We start from the raw sequence: 15,444 nt of genomic DNA on the forward strand, positions 1-15,444 counted from the left end.
CTCGCTGACGGGAGGCAACCGCACGAACGCGGTGGCGGGATACGCACCTGGCGTAAGACCCACCCAGCCGTCCGCTCGACGGGCTCAACAAACGAAAGCGTCCGCTCAGTGCGTGATGCGGTAGAGATGCTCGGGGCGGCCGGTGGCCCCGTAGCGAAGTTCGAGCCGGACCATGCCCTCCTTGACCAGGTAGGAGAGATAACGCTGAGCCGTGGCGCGGGAGACGCCGGTGCGTTCGGCGGCCTCCGCAGCCGACAGAGCCTCGTGCGCGCCGCGCAGGGTCTGGTGCAGCAGGGCAAGCGTCGGCGCGGAGTGCCCCTTCGCAGGGACACGCGGCACAGCCGGCGGCCGTGCGGCGCTGAACAGGGCGTCCACGTCAGCCTGGTCGGTCTCGGGGACCGTACCCAGGGCGTCCATACGGTGCTGGAGCTCCCGGTAGGCGGTGAGCCGCTCGGCGAGGTCGGGCGCGCCGAAGGGCTTGACCAGGTATCCGACGGCGCCGAGCTTCATCGCGATCCGTACCGAGGTGATGTCCCGGTCGGCGGTGATCATGATGGCGTCGGGGCGGTCGCCGCCCTCGTCGCCGCTGAGCCGGCGCAGCACGTCCAGTCCGCTGCCGTCCGGCAGGAAGATGTCGAGCAGCAGCAGGTCGGGGTGGAGGTCGCGCACCGCGGCCAGCGCCTCGGCCACGGTCGCCGCCTGGCCGGCCACCTCGAAGCCTCGGACGCGGGACACGTAGTCGCAGTGGATACGGCTCACCCGGAAGTCGTCGTCCACCACCAGGGTCCGGATCACCAACGATCACCTCCTGCCACTCCGTCCAGTACCGGGGAAACCGTCGTGAACAGGGCGCCCCGTGGGCCGGGCGGGGTATCGGGCACCGGCAGCATCACGGTGAAGACGGCGCCGGGCCCTTCACTGACGGCGATCGTGCCGCCGTGCCGCTGCACCAGCCGGTGGACGAGCGCGAGGCCGAGGCCGCGCCGGGCGGTGCCGCGGTCCGGGCGGGTCGACCAGCCATCCTCGAAGATGGACTCGGCGGTGTCCGGCGGGATGCCGGGGCCGGTGTCGGCCACCTCCACCCGCACTGCGTCGACGGCCTCGATCAGCGACAGACAGACCTCGGCACCGCCCGGCGGCGCCGGTCCGGTCGCGGACGCGTCGATCGCGTTGTCCAGCAGGTTGCCGATGATGGTCAGCAGCCGAGGCAGATGCGGCGGGTCCTCGCCGAGGGCGGAGTCCTCGCTGAGAACGATCCGCACCCCGCGTTCCGCGGCCACCGTGATCTTGGCGACGATCAGTCCCACGAGCAGCGGGTTGCCGATCCGTTCCCGTACGGATTCGGTCAGCGCCTGCTCGGCACCGGCCGTGTCGACGGCGAACTCGTAGGCGGCGTCATGGTCGCCGATGTCCAGCAGCCCGGCCACCGTGTGCATACGGTTGGTGAACTCGTGCTGCTGTGCGCGCAGCGCGTCCGTCAGCCCGCGCACCGAGTCCAGCTCGCGCAACAGACCGATCATCTCGGTGCGGTCGCGCACGGTGACCACGGCGCCCAGCTCCCGTCCGTGCAGGGCGACCGGCATCCGGTTGACGACCAGGCAGTGGTCGTCGGTGAGCACGCTGATGTCGCCGCCCGCCAGGGTGCCGTCCAGGGCGCGGCGCAACCGCCCGTCGGGTAGGACTTCCGCCAGTGTGCTGCCGAGCGCGGTGCCCAGTCCGAGCAGGTCACGGGCCTCGTCGTTGACGAGCGTGATCCTGCCGTCCGGGTCGAAGGCGACGACTCCCTCTCGGATTCCGTGCAGCATCGCCTCCCGGTCCTGCAGCAGCCCGGCGATCTCCTCCAACTCCAGCCCGAACGTCGTCCGCTTGAGCCGTCTGGCCAGCAAGAACGCGGCCGTCGAGCCGAGCGCGACGGCGATGGCGCTGTACAGGCCGAAGGTGGGCAGCTCGCGCCACAGCTCACCCAGCACATAGTGCTCGGGGATCCCAGCGGACACCTCGCCGACCAGCTTGCCGGTGGGCCCGTACAGCGGAGCCTTGCCGTTGGCGGAACGCCCCGTCGCACCCTGGTCGGTGCCGACGTGTGTCCTGCCGTCCAGCACCACGATCCGGTCCCCCGTCGGTTCACCGACCAGCGCCGCATCGGGGTGCGAGTGGCGGATACCGCGCAGGTCGAGCACGACCACGTACGACGCGCCCGACGCCTTCCGGATCCGCTCGGCCACCGCCTGCACCACGTCGCCACCGCCCCCGTACTGCATGGCGTGGCGGATCTGCGGTTCCGCGGCCGTGGTCTCGGCGATGGCCAGGGCCCGCTTCTCGTAGGCACGGTCGATCTCGCCCCGCTGCGCGAAGGCGAACAGCACGAAACCGATCACCCCGGTCAGCCCCAGGATGATCAGCTGGTTGGTCAGGATCCGCGCGGAGAGCCGCCCCTTCCCACCGCGGCCGATCGGGATACGGATGCGTGTCACGGGCGTCGCTGCCTGTCGTACGGGGCCCGGGCGCGGCCCCTGTGCCGTACCCGTGGTGGCGTGATTGTGCCCCCGGCACCGGCCTTATGCCCACCCCCGGCCGCTGAGCAGAACGAGCAAAAGCGTGGCTAACACGGCTAACGCGAGATACGGATGAAACAGCGACGTAACACCCGCCGACCTCTAGCGTCTGCCTTCCTCGACCTCCGAGGTCAGGAAGGAGACAGCCTCAGATGGTTTCGCGAAACGATGCCGCGGTGAGCCCGGTCGCCGAGAAAGCAGGCCAGGACAGCGCGCGAGTCGAGATTTCCGGACTCACCAAACGATTTCTGACTCCCGCGGGTGAGGTGTTCACGGCGCTGCAGGACGTTTCGTTCACCGTGGAGCCCGGCCAGTTCTGCGCCGTGGTGGGCCCGACCGGCTGCGGGAAGTCCACGACGCTCGGCATGGTGTCCGGGCTCGACCGGCCCAGCGAGGGCTCGGTCAAGGTCGGCGGCCGTGAGGTGAAGGGCGTCACCGACGGCGTCAGCTTCATGTTCCAGGCCGACGCCCTGCTGCCCTGGAAGACCGTCCTCGGCAACGTGCTGATGGGCCCGGTCTTCCGCAGGGTGCCCAAGCAGCAGGCCCAGGCCTCGGCCCGCGACTGGCTGCGCCGGGTGGGACTGACGGGCTTCGAGGACCGCTACCCGCACCAACTCTCCGGCGGCATGCGCAAGCGCGTGGCGATGGCCGCGGCGCTGATCAACGAACCGCGGATCCTGATCATGGACGAGCCGTTCGGCGCCCTGGACGTGCAGACGAAGGCGATCATGTCGACCGAGCTGCTCGGCCTGTGGGAGCAGATCCGTCCGTCGGTCATCTTCATCACCCACGACCTCGACGAGGCCGTGGCGCTCGCCGACCGGGTCGTCGTCATGACGTCCAGCCCCGGCTCGGTCAAGGCGGTCTTCGACATCGACCTGCCCCGCCCGCGCGGCTCGGTCCAGGAGATCCGCTTCCAGCCGCGGTTCATCGAACTCCAGCACCAGATCTGGGACTCGCTGCGCGAGGAGGTGGAGCGCGCCTACGCACGCACCGCAGGAGGTACGGCATGAGCACGACGTCCGCTGTTTCGCCCGCTCCCGTCAAGGCCAGCGCACCAGGCTCGGGCGCGTCCGCTGCCAAGCGCGCTCTGCGGCGCCGCATCACCCTGGTGTGGGCGGGCCGTATCGGTCTCGCGGTCCTCGTCATCGGCGGCTGGCAGGCCTTCACCACCTGGGGGATCGTCGACCCGTTCTTCTTCGGGCAGCCCTCCGGCATCGCGCAGCGGCTGGTCGACCTTTTCCAGAACGGCACCGAGTTCGGGTCCTTCTACGCCAACATCTGGACCACGATCCAGGAGGCGCTCGCCGGCTTCGCGCTCGGGGCCATCACCGGAGTCGTCTTCGGCGTCGCCCTCGGTCAGAGCCGCTACCTCTCCGACGTCCTCGGCCCCTACATCAAGATGGTCAACGCGATCCCGCGGATCGTCCTCGGCTCGATCTTCATCGTCGCGTTCGGCATCGGCGTGCTGCCCAAGATCCTGCTCGCCGCAGTACTGGTGTTCTTCATAGTCTTCTTCAACGCCTTCCAGGGCGTGCGTGAGGTCGACCGCAACATCCTGGCCAACGCCAAGGTGCTCGGCGCCTCCCAGCTGCAGATCATCCGGCACGTCATCGTGCCGTCCGCGCTGACCTGGATCATCGCCAGCCTGCACAGCGCCTTCGGTTTCGCCATCGTCGGCGCGCTGGTCGGCGAGGTGCTCGGCGCACAGAGCGGCCTGGGCCTGGTCATCAAGACCGCGCAGAACAACTTCGACCCCAACGGCGTGTTCGCCACGATGCTCGTCATCTCGGTCATCGTGCTCGGCGCCGAGTGGCTGATCGGCAAGCTCGAACACCGGCTGCTGTCCTGGCGCCCGCCGGCTCCGACGGAGGCCAACTCCCTCTGACGCCCTGGAGCTTCCCTCTACCTCTTCACTTCATCGCAGAACCCTCAGCAAAGGAATGTGGTCAGCCATGTCCAGACGACCCGTCGCCGTCGCCGCGTCCGTCCTCACCATCCTCGCCCTCGGCGCGGTCAGCGCCTGTTCCGCCAACTCATCTGCCTCGACCAGCAGTTCGGGTTCCGTACCGACCGTCAAGCTGATGGCCGGCGGCCTCGACAAGCAGATCTACCTCCCGTACCAGCTCGCCCAGCAGCTGGGCTTCTACAAGAAGTACGGCGTCAACGTCGAGCTCAGCACCGAGCAGGACGGCGGCGTCGGCGCCGAGGAGGCCATGGCGTCGGGGCAGGTCGACATGGCGGGCGCCTGGTACAATCACACGATCGAGTTCCAGGCCAAGGGCAAGGCGGTCGAGGACGTCGTCCAGCTCTCCGGCGCGCCGGGCGAGCGCGAGATGTGCACCAAGAAGTCGGGCGTCACTTCGGGCGCCGACTTCAAGGGCAAGACCCTCGGCGTCACCGACCTGGGCTCGGGCACCGATACGCTCACCCAGTTCCTGGCCGCCAAGAAGGGCGTCAAGACCAGCCAGTTCCACCGGATCGGGGTCGGCGCGGGCTCCACGGCCATCGCCGCGCTGCAGAACGGCAAGGTCGCCTGTGTCATGACGACACAGCCGACGGTCGCCGCGATCGAGAAGAAGGGCGTGGGTATGTCCGCGATCGACCTGGCCACCACGCAGGGCGCCACGGCGGCGATGGGCGGCGCCTACCCCGCGGCCAGCGTGCTCGCCCGCACCGACTGGGTGAACTCGCACAAGGACACCGTGCAGAAGGTCGTCGACGCGCTCGTCGCCACCATGCACTGGATCAACACCCACAGCGCGTCCGACATCGCGAACAAGCTGCCGGCTTCGTTCGTGTCGAACCAGCTGGTGACCAAGGCCGACTACATCTCGGCTCTGACCCAGGACAAGGGCCAATTCCTCCCGGACGGTCTGATGCCGGCCGGCGGTCCGAAGACCTCTCTGGCGACGGAGAAGCTGGTCGGCAACGTGAAGGGCTCTGTGGACCTCAGCAAGACGTTCACCAACGACTTCGCCCTCCAGGCCAACAAGACCGAGGGCTTCAAGACCACCACGACTCCGGCAGGACCGACCGGCTGAACCCCCACCCGGCAGGACGCCGCCCAGGTGACATCCACCTGGGCGGCCCCGCACGCCCGCTGTGCGCCATAGCCCCGACCTCGCCGTCACAAGCCGTCACAAACCGTCACGAACTGTCAGGAAAGGAAGGCCACGCGGACGCCCTGCCTGACTCCGGCCAGAAATCTGCGCGGAGGCCTGACCGTCTTCTACATCGGCCTCGGATGCGTGGACTCCGCGCCGCTGCTCGGCGAGGAGTGTGCTCCGCGTTCGCCGGCTGCCTCGGCCGGCCCCACGCACGAGCCGACCGCAGCACTCGGGCACTCGGCACCGCTTCCCTGTACTGGCGCGGCGATCAGGCTCACGGTGACGAGAGCCCCGCCCGATGGACGGTTGGCCAGGCTCACCCGGCCGCCGTGTGCCGCGGCGATCATGGCGACAATGGCGAGGCCGAGCCCACCGGCGCTCTCGTCGGCCGACGGGCCCGGCGGTGGCCCGGCGAGCATGGCGGGCGGGAAGCCCAGGCCCTCGTCACCTACGCACAACTTCACGGCACTGTCCGCTCGTTCGGTGCTCAGGACGATGTGGCCGGGCCCCGACGGGCCGGAGTGGCGCAGGGCGTTGTCGAGGAGGTTGTGCAGGACTTGGCGCAGCCGTACCGGATCGGCGTCGGCGGTTGCTTCGGGGGCTGTGGACGTCTCCACGGTGAGCGTCGCACCCTCGGCGGTCGCGCGGGCGCGGAACGCCTCGGCCGCGTCGGTGAGCAGTCGTGGCAGGGGCACCGGTTCGCGGCGCAGTGGGAGCCGACCCTGTCGGGTGCGGGCCAGGACGAGGAGGTCCTCGGCGAGCCCGACGAGCCGGTCGGTCTCGGTGGCGGCGGAACGTAGGGCGGCTTCGAGTTCGGCGCGGTCGCGCGGGCGTGCCGTGGCCAGCTCGAGCTCGGCCCGCAGCAGGGCCAGCGGGGTGCGCAGCTCGTGTCCGGCGGTGTCGACGAAACGGTGCTCGCGTTCCAGTGCCTCCTGGAGGCGCGCGAGCATGGCATTGAGGGTGTGCGCGAGACGGGCCAGTTCGTCCCCGGTCGGCGGAACGGTCAGGCGCCGTTCCGGCTCGGTCTCGGAGATCGCGGCGGCTTCCCGGCGGATACGCCCGACCGGTCGCAGGGCCGCGCCCGCCAGCAGCCAGCCCGCGTACGAGGACGCCGCCAGGGCGAGCGGCCCGCCGATGAGCAGCAGGAGCAGCAGCCGGTCCAGTGCCTCCGCGCGGTCGCCGAGCGGTGCGCCGACGACGAGGACGGCGGGCTGTTCGACCGTCCCCGGCAGCTGGACGGGCAGGGCGAGCAGTCGGGCCGGGTCGTCGAGGCCCACGACATGGCGGCTGAGGAAGACCGGCTCGGTGACGGTCCGTGTGGTGCCGGGCGGCAGCATGGGCGCGGCTGCGACGGCCGGGGTGGTCTCGACGACGTCACCGTGCGGCGTGAGGATCTGGCCGAACGACTCGTCGGGGTCGATGAGTCCACTGCCCGCGTCCAGCGGGGCCCGTTCGCGCTGGGCCATGGAGCCTACGGTGGCCGCGGCCCGTGCGCGCAGGTCGAGGTCGACGGCACGGGTCAGTTCGGTGCCCATCCGGGTGTAGAGGAAGGCGCCCAGGGCGGTGAGCACCGTCGCCATCGCCAGACAGAAGGCGAGGGTCAGGCGGAGCCGGAGGGGGAGACGGACGGGGAGCCTAGCCAACAGGGCGCGCATGATCCGCATCGTCCTTGCGGTTCGCATCGTCCTTGCGGTCGTCTCTCAGCCAGTAGCCGGCGCCCCGGCTGGTGCGTAGTGACCGCCGTCCGAAGGGCCGGTCGATCTTCTGCCGCAGGTAGCCCACGTACACCTCCACGACGTTCGAGTCCGCGTCGAAGGTGAAGTCCCAGACGTGTCCGATGAGTTCGGCCTTGGACAGCACCTGGCCGGGCCGCCGCATCAGGCACTCCAGCAGCGCGAACTCCTTGGCCGTCAAGGTGATCGGCGTACCGTCACGGGCCACGGAGCGGGTCGCCGGATCGAGGCTGAGGTCGCCGACGGTGAGCACGGCGGGCCGTTCGCGGGCCCCCCGGCGCATCAGCGCGCGCAGCCGGGACAATAGTTCGGCGAGTGCGAAGGGCTTGACTAGGTAGTCGTCCGCGCCCAGATCCAGACCGCGCACCCGGTCCTCGACGGCGTCCCGTGCGGTGAGCAGCAGGACGGGAGCCCACCGGCCGGCGGCGCGGATCTCACGCAGCACACCGAACCCGTCGGTGCCCGGCAGCATCACGTCCAGGACGATCACGTCGTAGTCGGTCTCCCCGGCGTACCAGAGGCCGTCCTCGCCGGTGGCGGCCACGTCGACCGCGAAGCCGTTCTCCGTCAGGCAGCGCCGCAGCAGCTCGGCCATGGGCGCTTCGTCCTCGACCACGAGAATCCGCATGGCGCCTCCTCGCGCAGGCCCTGCTGGTGTCCAGCGTAGTGGGGGGTGGCTAAGGAGACGCTGAGTCGATCCGACCGCACCCCTCTGGGGCTGGTGGGGACCGTTTCAGGGTCCCCTTAGCCACTCGCGAGCAGGCTCGAACCCACAGTTCGACGAGGGAGTCCCGATGATCAGCAAAGGCTCGAAACGTGGCGCACTGGTCCTCACCGTCGCCGCCGGCTGCACGGCCACGGTCGTGCTGACGGCCTGTTCCCCGGGTTCGGGAAGCTCGAGCCACCAGTCCGCGGCACCGACGACGACCAGTCCCGCTCCCCGCAGCTTCTCGGCGACCGTCGACAACCCGTGGTTCCCGCTCCCGCCCGGCCGGACGCTGGTCTACAGCGGCATCAAGGACGGTGCCAAATCCACGGAGTACCTCACTGCCACCCGCGAGACCGAGAAGATCACCGGCATCCCCTGCCGCGTCGTCGAGGACCGCCTCTACACCGGCCGCACCCTCCACGAGGCCACCCGCGACTACTACGCCCAGGACGCCGCCGGGAACGTCTGGTACTTCGGCGAGGACACCGCCGAACTCGACGCCCACGGCAACATGCTCTCCACCGAGGGCACCTGGCGCGCCGGCCGTGACGGCGCCCGCCCGGGCATCTTCCTGCCCGCCCACCCTGCACCCGGCGCCGCCGGACAGCAGGAGTACTACCCCGGCCAGGCCGAGGACCGCTTCCAGGTTCTGGACCTGACGTCGCGCGTGTCCGTCCCGTACAAGACCTTCACCGGGGCCCTGCGCACGAAGGAATGGACGCCGCTGGAGCCCGGGGTCGTGGACAACAAGTACTACGTGAAGGGCATCGGCACGGTGAAGGAGGTCACGGTCAAGGGCGGCCCCTTCGAGGAGAACGTGTTGACGGCGGTCAGGGGCTAGGAGGCGCTGGACCAGGCCAGGCCAGGCACGGGTGTGTCGTCACGGTCTACGGCTGGTTCTGGCGGCACGAGGGTTGCGAGCACCGCCACCGGCTCACAGCGCCGAACGGCGGGCCAGCAACCCCAGGACCAGCAGTCCCGGTGCCATCGGCAGCCATCCGGTCAGCAGGCGATAGCCGATGACCGCCGAGATCGCCGTGTGCCCCGGTGCCCCGGCGGCCGTGAGCGCGAAGGCGAGCGCGGCGTCCAGCGACCCCAGTCCACCGGGCGTGGGGAGCAGGGCCGCCGCGCCGCTGGCAACGAGGTAGGCCATCACCACATGGCTCGTGGGCAACGCGAGGCCGAGGGCGTGGACCACAGCGACGACCACGCCCGCGTGCAGCAACGCGAACGCGACCGAGCCGCCCCACAGTGCGCAGGCCCGCCCTCGGGAGCGATGCACCTCCCGCACGTCGGTCACGGCCCGCCCCACCGCCCGCCTGAGCCGACCGCTGGCCACCACGGCCAGCACGACGCCTGCCGCCGCCACCGGCGCCAGGACCAGCATGTGTGGGACCCGCGCCGACAGCAGGACAGCGCCCGGTGATGCCACCAGCAGGACGACGCCCAGCACGCACCGGACGATCCCGCCGACTGCCGCCTTCACAGCCAGCGCGGTCGCCGAGCGCCTGATGGACAGGCCGCACCGCGTCAGGAACCGCAGGTTGACCAGGCTCGCCCCCGCCCCTGCGGGCAGGATGTGGTTTGCGGCGCACGCCGCGAACTGAGCGGCCACCAGCCGTCCCTTCGGCAGCCGCTCGATGACCGCCCCCTGCTGCGCCACAGCCGCGCACACCCACGTGGCGACAGTGGCGAAGCAGGCGAGCACCAGCCATTCCCCGTCGGCGGCGGCCAGTTGGTCGGTCCCGCTGTCGAGCGTGCTCCAGTGCGCGGCGAGCACGCCCCCCGCGGCGATCAGGACCGCCAGAGGGATCCCCAGCCTGAGGTAGAGGCGCCTGGCGGCGGTCACGGGTACCCAGCCCGACACAGCCACCGCAGTCACCGCCCCTGTCCGACGCTGGGGGCGACATAGGCGTGGAGAACGCCCGCCCGCTCCGCGGACCAGGTGCGCGCATAGGCGGGCGGACGGTCTCCCGGAAGGGCGAGTACCGCGAGGGGGGTCCGGTGGGCGGCCCGGGTCAGTGTGGCCGCGGTGGTGCTGGCGTCATGGCCCGCGGTCTGTGCCGAGCCGCAACCTGCGTAGAAGGCGATCGGCACGGCCTCGTATCCGCTGAGCAGGCACGGCGGCCGTACGCCGAGCGTGTGGAGGGCGGACACGGTGCGGGACCAGTCCTCATGATTGGCGGCGGAACTGTGCACGGTGTGTTCCAGGACGACGTACTGCACGGCCAGATGGCATGCCAGGCCGGCCGCCACCAGGCTCACGGCGAGGGCCCGCGCGGTCCCCCGCGCATGGGCGGTGACCAGGTGAGCGAGGCCCTGGGCGACGGGGACGGCAAGCAGGGCATAGGCGGGCAGCAGGAAGCGCGGCGCCGCGTAGCCGATGAGGAACAGGTAGGGGACGGCGGCCGTGACCGCGCAAGCCAGCGGGAGCAGGACGGGCAGGGCACGCCGGGCACGGACGGCGGCCACCGCGCCGAGCGCGGCGAGGACCGGCAGCGCGAACCACCACAGGGTCACCACCGGGTTGGGGGCCGATCCGGTGCAGGGACGGCACAGGGTGCGCCCGCCGAGACTGCGCAGCTGGTCCGCGACCGCCAGGTGCCAGCCGAGGCCGCCCTGGATGCGGGAGGCGTCGGAGAGACGTTGCGCGAGGCCGCCGTAGCTCATGTACGCCTCGATCACCCACTCACCGGCGCCTGCCAGGAGTCCGGCGACCAGCACGGCAAGGAGGCGGGGTCGGCGCAGGGCGAGGACGAGCAGGGGCAGTACCACGTATACGGCGTCCATCGGGCGCATCAACGCCATCAGCGCCGCGCCCGCGGACACGCCCCGCCAGGCTGCCCGGTCGCCTGCGTTCGTCCGGACCCGAACGACACCGCCGACGCAGGCCAGGGCTCCGATGGCGACCCAGTAGTTGGGCATGGCCTGCGGGCCGTAGAACACCGTCACCCACAAGGAGGCGAACAGGCCGCCGGCCAGGGCCAGGACGCGCGGCATGACGTGAGCCCGCCAGACGCGCAGGGCGAAGTAGAGAGCCAGACCAGAAAGGAGTGCCAGGTAGACCCGCAGAAGGGTGGTGGAGTCGGACCATGACGCGATCGGCGCGACGAGGAGGGAGATGCCGCGGGCGCGGGGCGCGCTGAAAAAGGCGGCGGGGACGTGGCCGCTGACCTGGCTGACGTAGACCGTCTCGTCCCAGCCGAGACCGAGATCCGGCCGTACGAGGACGAGCTGGCCGAGCGTGAAAGCCGCCGCGACGGCGGCGAGCCAAGGTTCGCCCCGCCGGCGCCGAGGCCGGGCGGTCCGCGGTGGCAGGCTGGTGCGAGAGGCACTGGTCATCGCGACGTCGCAACCGTCGGCCATCGTGCACCTCTCGTCGTCACACGCCCCGGAATCATCTCCTCCTACATTTCGTAGGAGGAGATCTCACAGTACGGTCCGTCGGTTAGAGGCGGGTGAGAACGGCATGGTGCCGACGAGCCGGAGTGACCTCCGCCGTCCGCTCACCCCGTACCGGGACCGGCGAGCCCGAGGTCGTAGGCGAAGATCACGGCCTGGATGCGGTCGCGAGCACCGATCTTCGCCAGGACGCGGCCGACGTGCGTCTTCACCGTGGACTCGGACACGACGAACCGGAGGGCGATTTCGCCGTTGGTCCAGCCCTTGCCGATGGCGACGAGGATCTCGCGCTCACGGTCGGTGAGGGACGCCAGTCGCTCGTCCTCGCTCGGGTCGCTCCGGCCGGCGGGCACGTGCTGGGCGTACTCGTCGAGGATGCGGCGGGTGAGCGCCGGTGCGATGACGGCGTCGCCCGCGGCGACCGCGCGGATGCCGGCGAGGAGTTCCTCGGGCCGCGCGTCCTTGAGGAGGAAGCCACTGGCCCCGGCGCGCAGGGCGGCGTGCACGTACTCGTCGATGTCGAAGGTGGTCAGGACGAGAACACGGGAGCGTCCCCCGGCGGCGACGATGCGGCGGGTGGCCTCGATGCCGTCCATGCCGGGCATGCGGACGTCCATCAGGACGACGTCGGGGCGCAGTTCGGCGGTCTTGCGGACGGCTTCGGCGCCGTGCGCGGCCTCGCCGACCACCTCCGTCTCGGGGATGGAGTCGAGCAGCACCCGGAAGCCGTAGCGTTGCAGCGGCTGGTCGTCGACGACGAGAACCGTGGTCACCGGGTGCCTGCCTCGTGGGCGAGGTCGAGGGTGGCCTCCACCAGCCATCCTGAGCCGGCTGCTGGTCCGGCGGTGACGTCCCCTCCGTAGAGCGCCGCTCGTTCTCGCATGCCCACCAGCCCGTGTCCTTCCTCGTTCCATGATGCGGAGTGTCCGACGCGGCCGTTGTCCCGGATCCGGACGACCAGCCAGTCGTCCTGGCGGATGACCGACAGTCTCACCCGGGTGCCGGCCCCGGCGTGCTTCAGGGTGTTCGTGAGGGCTTCCTGGACGATGCGGTAGACGGTCAGCTGCATCCCGCGGTCCAGGGCGTCGACGTCGCCGACGGTCCGGTAGACGACCTCCAGACCGGCGGCGCGTACCCCGTCACACAGTGCCTGGATGTCCGCGACGCCGGGCTGCGGGCTGAGCGCGGGCGCCGAGGTGGCAGCGTCGGACGCCTCCCTCAGAACGCCGAGCACGCGCCGCAGCTCGCCGAGAGCCGTCCGGCCGGTGTCGCCAATAAGCTCAAGAGCCTCCCTGCCTCGCTCGGGAGCCGTGTCGGTGGCGTACGCACCGGCGTCGGCGAGGGTGATGATGACGGCCAGGTTGTGGCCCACGATGTCGTGCATCTCCCGGGCAACCCGAGCGCGTTCCGTGGCGGCCGCGAGTCTGCTGCGCTGGTCGCGTTCCGTCTCCAGACGCGCAGCCCGCTCCCGCAGCCCCGCGAGCTGAGCTCGCCGCGTGCGCACCACCAGGCCGAGGGCCAGCGCCGCGATCGCCGTGCTGAACAGGAAGAACAGCGCGTCCCAGACGGACACGGCCGACGACACCCGCAGCGCGACCAGCATCACGCACGCCGCCATGACCGCGCAGGCCCACGGCAGCTGCCGCAGCCGCCCGTGCAGGGCCAGGCTGTACAGAGCGATGAAGAGGGCGACGTCCGCACGCAGCGCGGCACCCACCGACCACTGCACCACGAACACGACGGCGATGACCCCGAAGGCCGCCATCGGGCGGCGCCGCCGCCACAGGAGCGGCAGCACCAGACCGGCCTGGACGAACAGCATCCCCGTCAAGGGGAGCCGGGTGAGGGCGAGCCGGAACCGGCGTGGGCCGTCACCGTCGCCGGCACCCCCGTGCAGCAGGTCCGGCAGGCAGAACATCAGGAAGACCAGCACCACCACCGCGGTGTCCAGCACCCACGGCCGGGCCCGGTCGGCCTGCCGCAGCCGCTGGCCGCCCCGGGAGAACCGGGCGAGAAGCGGTCCCATCCCGCCGAGGTCGCCGACGGACGGGGTCGTCGTCAAGGTGGTCACCTGCCCATAGTGCAGGCGCTCAGACGTCGCTGCGCACCAGACGGTACGCCGCACCCGCCAGCGCCAGCGCCGTCCAGCCGAGGAAGACCAGCAGCCCGGCGGTGGGCGACAGAGCGGTGCTGTCATGGGTCAGGGCGAACATCGACTCGCCCGCGTTGCTGGGCAGGTAGGGGCTGATGTCGTCCTGCCAGGAGCTGGGCAGCAGGGAGATCAGGCCGGGGATCAGCATCAGGGTGGCGACGAGCACGGAGATGCCGCCGGCCACGGACCGCAGCAGCGCGCCGAGGGCGGTGCCGATCACGCCGACCAGGCCGAGGTAGAGACCTGCGCCCAGCAGGCTCCGTACGACGCCCGCGTCCGTCAGGCTCATCGCGGCGGGGGTGCCGGAGACGATGCCGCTGCCGAACCCGAAGGCGACGAACGCTCCCAGGGTGCCGACCACCAGCGCGACCAACCCGAACACGGCCGCCTTGGACCACAGCACGGGCAGCCGGCGCGGTACGGCCGCGAGGGTCGAGCGGATCATGCCCGTCGAGTACTCCCCCGCCGTCACCAGCACACCGAGCACCCCAAGGGCGAGCTGGGCGAAGTTCGTGCCGAACAGGGACAGGCTCACGGCCGTCGACCGGGCGAAGTCGTGGTCCAGGCGGCCGGAGTCGATGCCGGACTTGTAGCGGCTGGCGGCGATCAGGCCGAAGGCGACGAGGAAGAGCAGGCCGAGGCCCAGGGTGATCCAGGTCGAGCGCAGGGACCACAGCTTGGCCCACTCCGAGGACAACACGCGCCGTCCGGTCACACGGTAGGCGGGGCGGGCAGGGCCGGCCGGCGGCGCCTCGACGGTCGCGGTGAGGGTACTCATGCCGCCCTCCCCTGGGCCGCGGCGGTGTCGATACCGGTGGTGCCGTGATACTCCACGGCGTCCCTGGTCAGGTTCATGAACGCCTCCTCCAACGACACCGCGTGGGTGGTCAGTTCGAACAGCGCGATCCCGTGCTCGGCCGCTTTCAGGCCGATCTCGCGGGCACTCAGTCCAGTCACCTGAAGCTCCTCGGAACCGGCGCGGCCGGTGATGTCGACGCCAGGACCGGCCAGGACCTCCCGCAGCCGTGCCGGGTCCTGCGTGGCCACCTTCACCGTGTCGCCGCCCGCCTCGCGGACAAGATCGCGCACGGTGGTGTCGGCCAGCAGCCGCCCCCGCCCCACGATGATGAGGTGGTCCGCCACCAGGGCCATCTCACTCATGAGGTGGGACGACACGAACACGGTCCGGCCCTCGTCCGCAAGGCCCTTCAGCAGGTTGCGGATCCACAGGACGCCTTCCGGGTCGAGCCCGTTGACCGGCTCGTCCAGCATCACGGTCTGCGGGTCGCCCAGCAGGGCCGCCGCGATGCCGAGGCGTTGCCCCATGCCGAGGGAGAAGGCGCCGGCCCGCTTCCTGGCCACGGTGCCCAGGCCCGCGAGGTCGATGACCTCGTCGACCCGGCGCCGGGGGATGCCGTGCGTGAGCGCGAGCGCATTGAGGTGGTTGTAGGCCGAGCGGCCCGGGTGGATCGACTTCGCCTCCAGCAGGGCGCCGACCTCCTGGAGCGGTGCCTGGTGCTGAGCGTAGTGGCGGCCGTTGACTGTGACGGAGCCGCTCGTCGGGGCGTCGAGCCCGACGATCATCCGCATGGTCGTGGACTTGCCCGCCCCGTTCGGCCCGAGAAAGCCGGTCACCGTGCCCGGTTGGACGGCGAACTCCAGCCCGTCGACGGCGGTCTTCTCGCCGTACCTTTTGGTCAGCTGCTGTGCGTTGATCATGCGCGTCGCTTCCTGTTCGGAGACCGGCGTCCGTCGGGCGCCCCTGACGCCGCTCCGGCAACGC

General features: G+C 70.9%; 14 protein-coding genes. 4 read left to right on the top strand and 10 right to left on the bottom strand.

Features of this window, described 5'->3' with window-relative positions; genetic code table 11:
* Positions 1-105: 105 nt before the first annotated feature.
* Complete coding sequence (locus tag ACGFNV_RS29165; RefSeq protein WP_393626272.1) at positions 106-795, bottom strand: response regulator; 690 nt, start codon at positions 793-795, stop codon at positions 106-108.
* Positions 792-2,474, bottom strand: a complete 1,683-nt coding sequence (locus ACGFNV_RS29170; protein ID WP_393626274.1) for an ATP-binding protein — start codon at positions 2,472-2,474, stop codon at positions 792-794. The genes ACGFNV_RS29165 and ACGFNV_RS29170 overlap by 4 nt, the downstream gene beginning before the upstream one ends.
* A 233-nt stretch (positions 2,475-2,707) precedes the next feature.
* Between ACGFNV_RS29170 and ACGFNV_RS29175 the strand changes: the two genes are divergently transcribed.
* From ACGFNV_RS29175 to ACGFNV_RS29185, 3 genes are all read left to right on the top strand, one after another.
* Positions 2,708-3,568, top strand: a complete 861-nt coding sequence (locus ACGFNV_RS29175) for an ABC transporter ATP-binding protein (protein WP_393626276.1) — start codon at positions 2,708-2,710, stop codon at positions 3,566-3,568.
* On the top strand, positions 3,565-4,443 hold the full coding sequence (locus tag ACGFNV_RS29180; protein ID WP_393626277.1) for an ABC transporter permease: 879 nt from the start codon (positions 3,565-3,567) through the stop codon (positions 4,441-4,443). Before ACGFNV_RS29175 ends, ACGFNV_RS29180 begins: the two co-directional genes overlap by 4 nt.
* A 67-nt stretch (positions 4,444-4,510) precedes the next feature.
* Positions 4,511-5,599: an ABC transporter substrate-binding protein gene (locus tag ACGFNV_RS29185; RefSeq protein WP_393626279.1), complete on the top strand. Its 1,089-nt coding sequence runs from the start codon at positions 4,511-4,513 to the stop codon at positions 5,597-5,599.
* 188 nt (positions 5,600-5,787) lie between these two features.
* Here the strand turns inward: ACGFNV_RS29185 and ACGFNV_RS29190 are convergent, their stop codons facing one another.
* Both ACGFNV_RS29190 and ACGFNV_RS29195 read right to left on the bottom strand, forming a co-directional pair.
* Positions 5,788-7,320 carry an ATP-binding protein gene (locus tag ACGFNV_RS29190; RefSeq protein WP_393626281.1) on the bottom strand — a complete coding sequence of 511 codons (1,533 nt, stop codon included), beginning with the start codon at positions 7,318-7,320 and terminating at the stop codon, positions 5,788-5,790.
* Positions 7,301-8,026, bottom strand: coding sequence for a response regulator transcription factor (locus ACGFNV_RS29195; RefSeq protein WP_059211172.1), 726 nt, complete (start codon positions 8,024-8,026; stop codon positions 7,301-7,303). Before ACGFNV_RS29195 ends, ACGFNV_RS29190 begins: the two co-directional genes overlap by 20 nt.
* Positions 8,027-8,192: 166 nt before the next feature.
* Between ACGFNV_RS29195 and ACGFNV_RS29200 the strand changes: the two genes are divergently transcribed.
* Entirely contained in the window at positions 8,193-8,948 is a 756-nt protein-coding gene (locus ACGFNV_RS29200) for a hypothetical protein (protein ID WP_393626282.1), read from the top strand.
* A gap of 93 nt (positions 8,949-9,041) precedes the next feature.
* Here ACGFNV_RS29200 and ACGFNV_RS29205 read toward each other — a convergent pair whose 3' ends face one another.
* From ACGFNV_RS29205 to ACGFNV_RS29230, 6 genes are all read right to left on the bottom strand, one after another.
* Positions 9,042-9,956, bottom strand: coding sequence for a YbhN family protein (locus ACGFNV_RS29205; RefSeq protein ID WP_393626284.1), 915 nt, complete (start codon positions 9,954-9,956; stop codon positions 9,042-9,044).
* 29 nt (positions 9,957-9,985) lie between these two features.
* Entirely contained in the window at positions 9,986-11,473 is a 1,488-nt protein-coding gene (locus tag ACGFNV_RS29210; protein WP_393626286.1) for a hypothetical protein, read from the bottom strand.
* Between the two features lie 140 nt (positions 11,474-11,613).
* Positions 11,614-12,282: a response regulator gene (locus ACGFNV_RS29215; RefSeq protein ID WP_393626288.1), complete on the bottom strand. Its 669-nt coding sequence runs from the start codon at positions 12,280-12,282 to the stop codon at positions 11,614-11,616.
* Positions 12,279-13,535: a sensor histidine kinase gene (locus tag ACGFNV_RS29220; RefSeq protein ID WP_393626420.1), complete on the bottom strand. Its 1,257-nt coding sequence runs from the start codon at positions 13,533-13,535 to the stop codon at positions 12,279-12,281. Before ACGFNV_RS29220 ends, ACGFNV_RS29215 begins: the two co-directional genes overlap by 4 nt.
* A gap of 64 nt (positions 13,536-13,599) precedes the next feature.
* On the bottom strand, positions 13,600-14,439 hold the full coding sequence (locus ACGFNV_RS29225; protein ID WP_393626289.1) for an ABC transporter permease: 840 nt from the start codon (positions 14,437-14,439) through the stop codon (positions 13,600-13,602).
* A complete protein-coding gene (locus ACGFNV_RS29230) occupies positions 14,436-15,380 on the bottom strand; it encodes an ABC transporter ATP-binding protein (RefSeq protein WP_393626291.1) in 945 nt (314 codons plus the stop codon). Before ACGFNV_RS29230 ends, ACGFNV_RS29225 begins: the two co-directional genes overlap by 4 nt.
* Positions 15,381-15,444: the final 64 nt, after the last annotated feature.

Origin of the sequence: Streptomyces sp. NPDC048751, from assembly GCF_043198595.1 — a bacterium.
In the GTDB taxonomy this organism is placed as follows: domain Bacteria; phylum Actinomycetota; class Actinomycetes; order Streptomycetales; family Streptomycetaceae; genus Streptomyces.

Coding starts and splice junctions, on each gene's coding strand:
- ACGFNV_RS29210 (WP_393626286.1), bottom strand. CDS start 11,473: ATGGCCGACGGTTGCGACGTCGCGATGACCAGTGCCTCTCGCACCAGC.
- ACGFNV_RS29195 (WP_059211172.1), bottom strand. CDS start 8,026: ATGCGGATTCTCGTGGTCGAGGACGAAGCGCCCATGGCCGAGCTGCTG.
- ACGFNV_RS29230 (WP_393626291.1), bottom strand. CDS start 15,380: ATGATCAACGCACAGCAGCTGACCAAAAGGTACGGCGAGAAGACCGCC.
- ACGFNV_RS29200 (WP_393626282.1), top strand. CDS start 8,193: ATGATCAGCAAAGGCTCGAAACGTGGCGCACTGGTCCTCACCGTCGCC.
- ACGFNV_RS29220 (WP_393626420.1), bottom strand. CDS start 13,535: ATGGGACCGCTTCTCGCCCGGTTCTCCCGGGGCGGCCAGCGGCTGCGG.
- ACGFNV_RS29185 (WP_393626279.1), top strand. CDS start 4,511: ATGTCCAGACGACCCGTCGCCGTCGCCGCGTCCGTCCTCACCATCCTC.
- ACGFNV_RS29180 (WP_393626277.1), top strand. CDS start 3,565: ATGAGCACGACGTCCGCTGTTTCGCCCGCTCCCGTCAAGGCCAGCGCA.
- ACGFNV_RS29190 (WP_393626281.1), bottom strand. CDS start 7,320: ATGCGCGCCCTGTTGGCTAGGCTCCCCGTCCGTCTCCCCCTCCGGCTC.
- ACGFNV_RS29225 (WP_393626289.1), bottom strand. CDS start 14,439: ATGAGTACCCTCACCGCGACCGTCGAGGCGCCGCCGGCCGGCCCTGCC.
- ACGFNV_RS29175 (WP_393626276.1), top strand. CDS start 2,708: ATGGTTTCGCGAAACGATGCCGCGGTGAGCCCGGTCGCCGAGAAAGCA.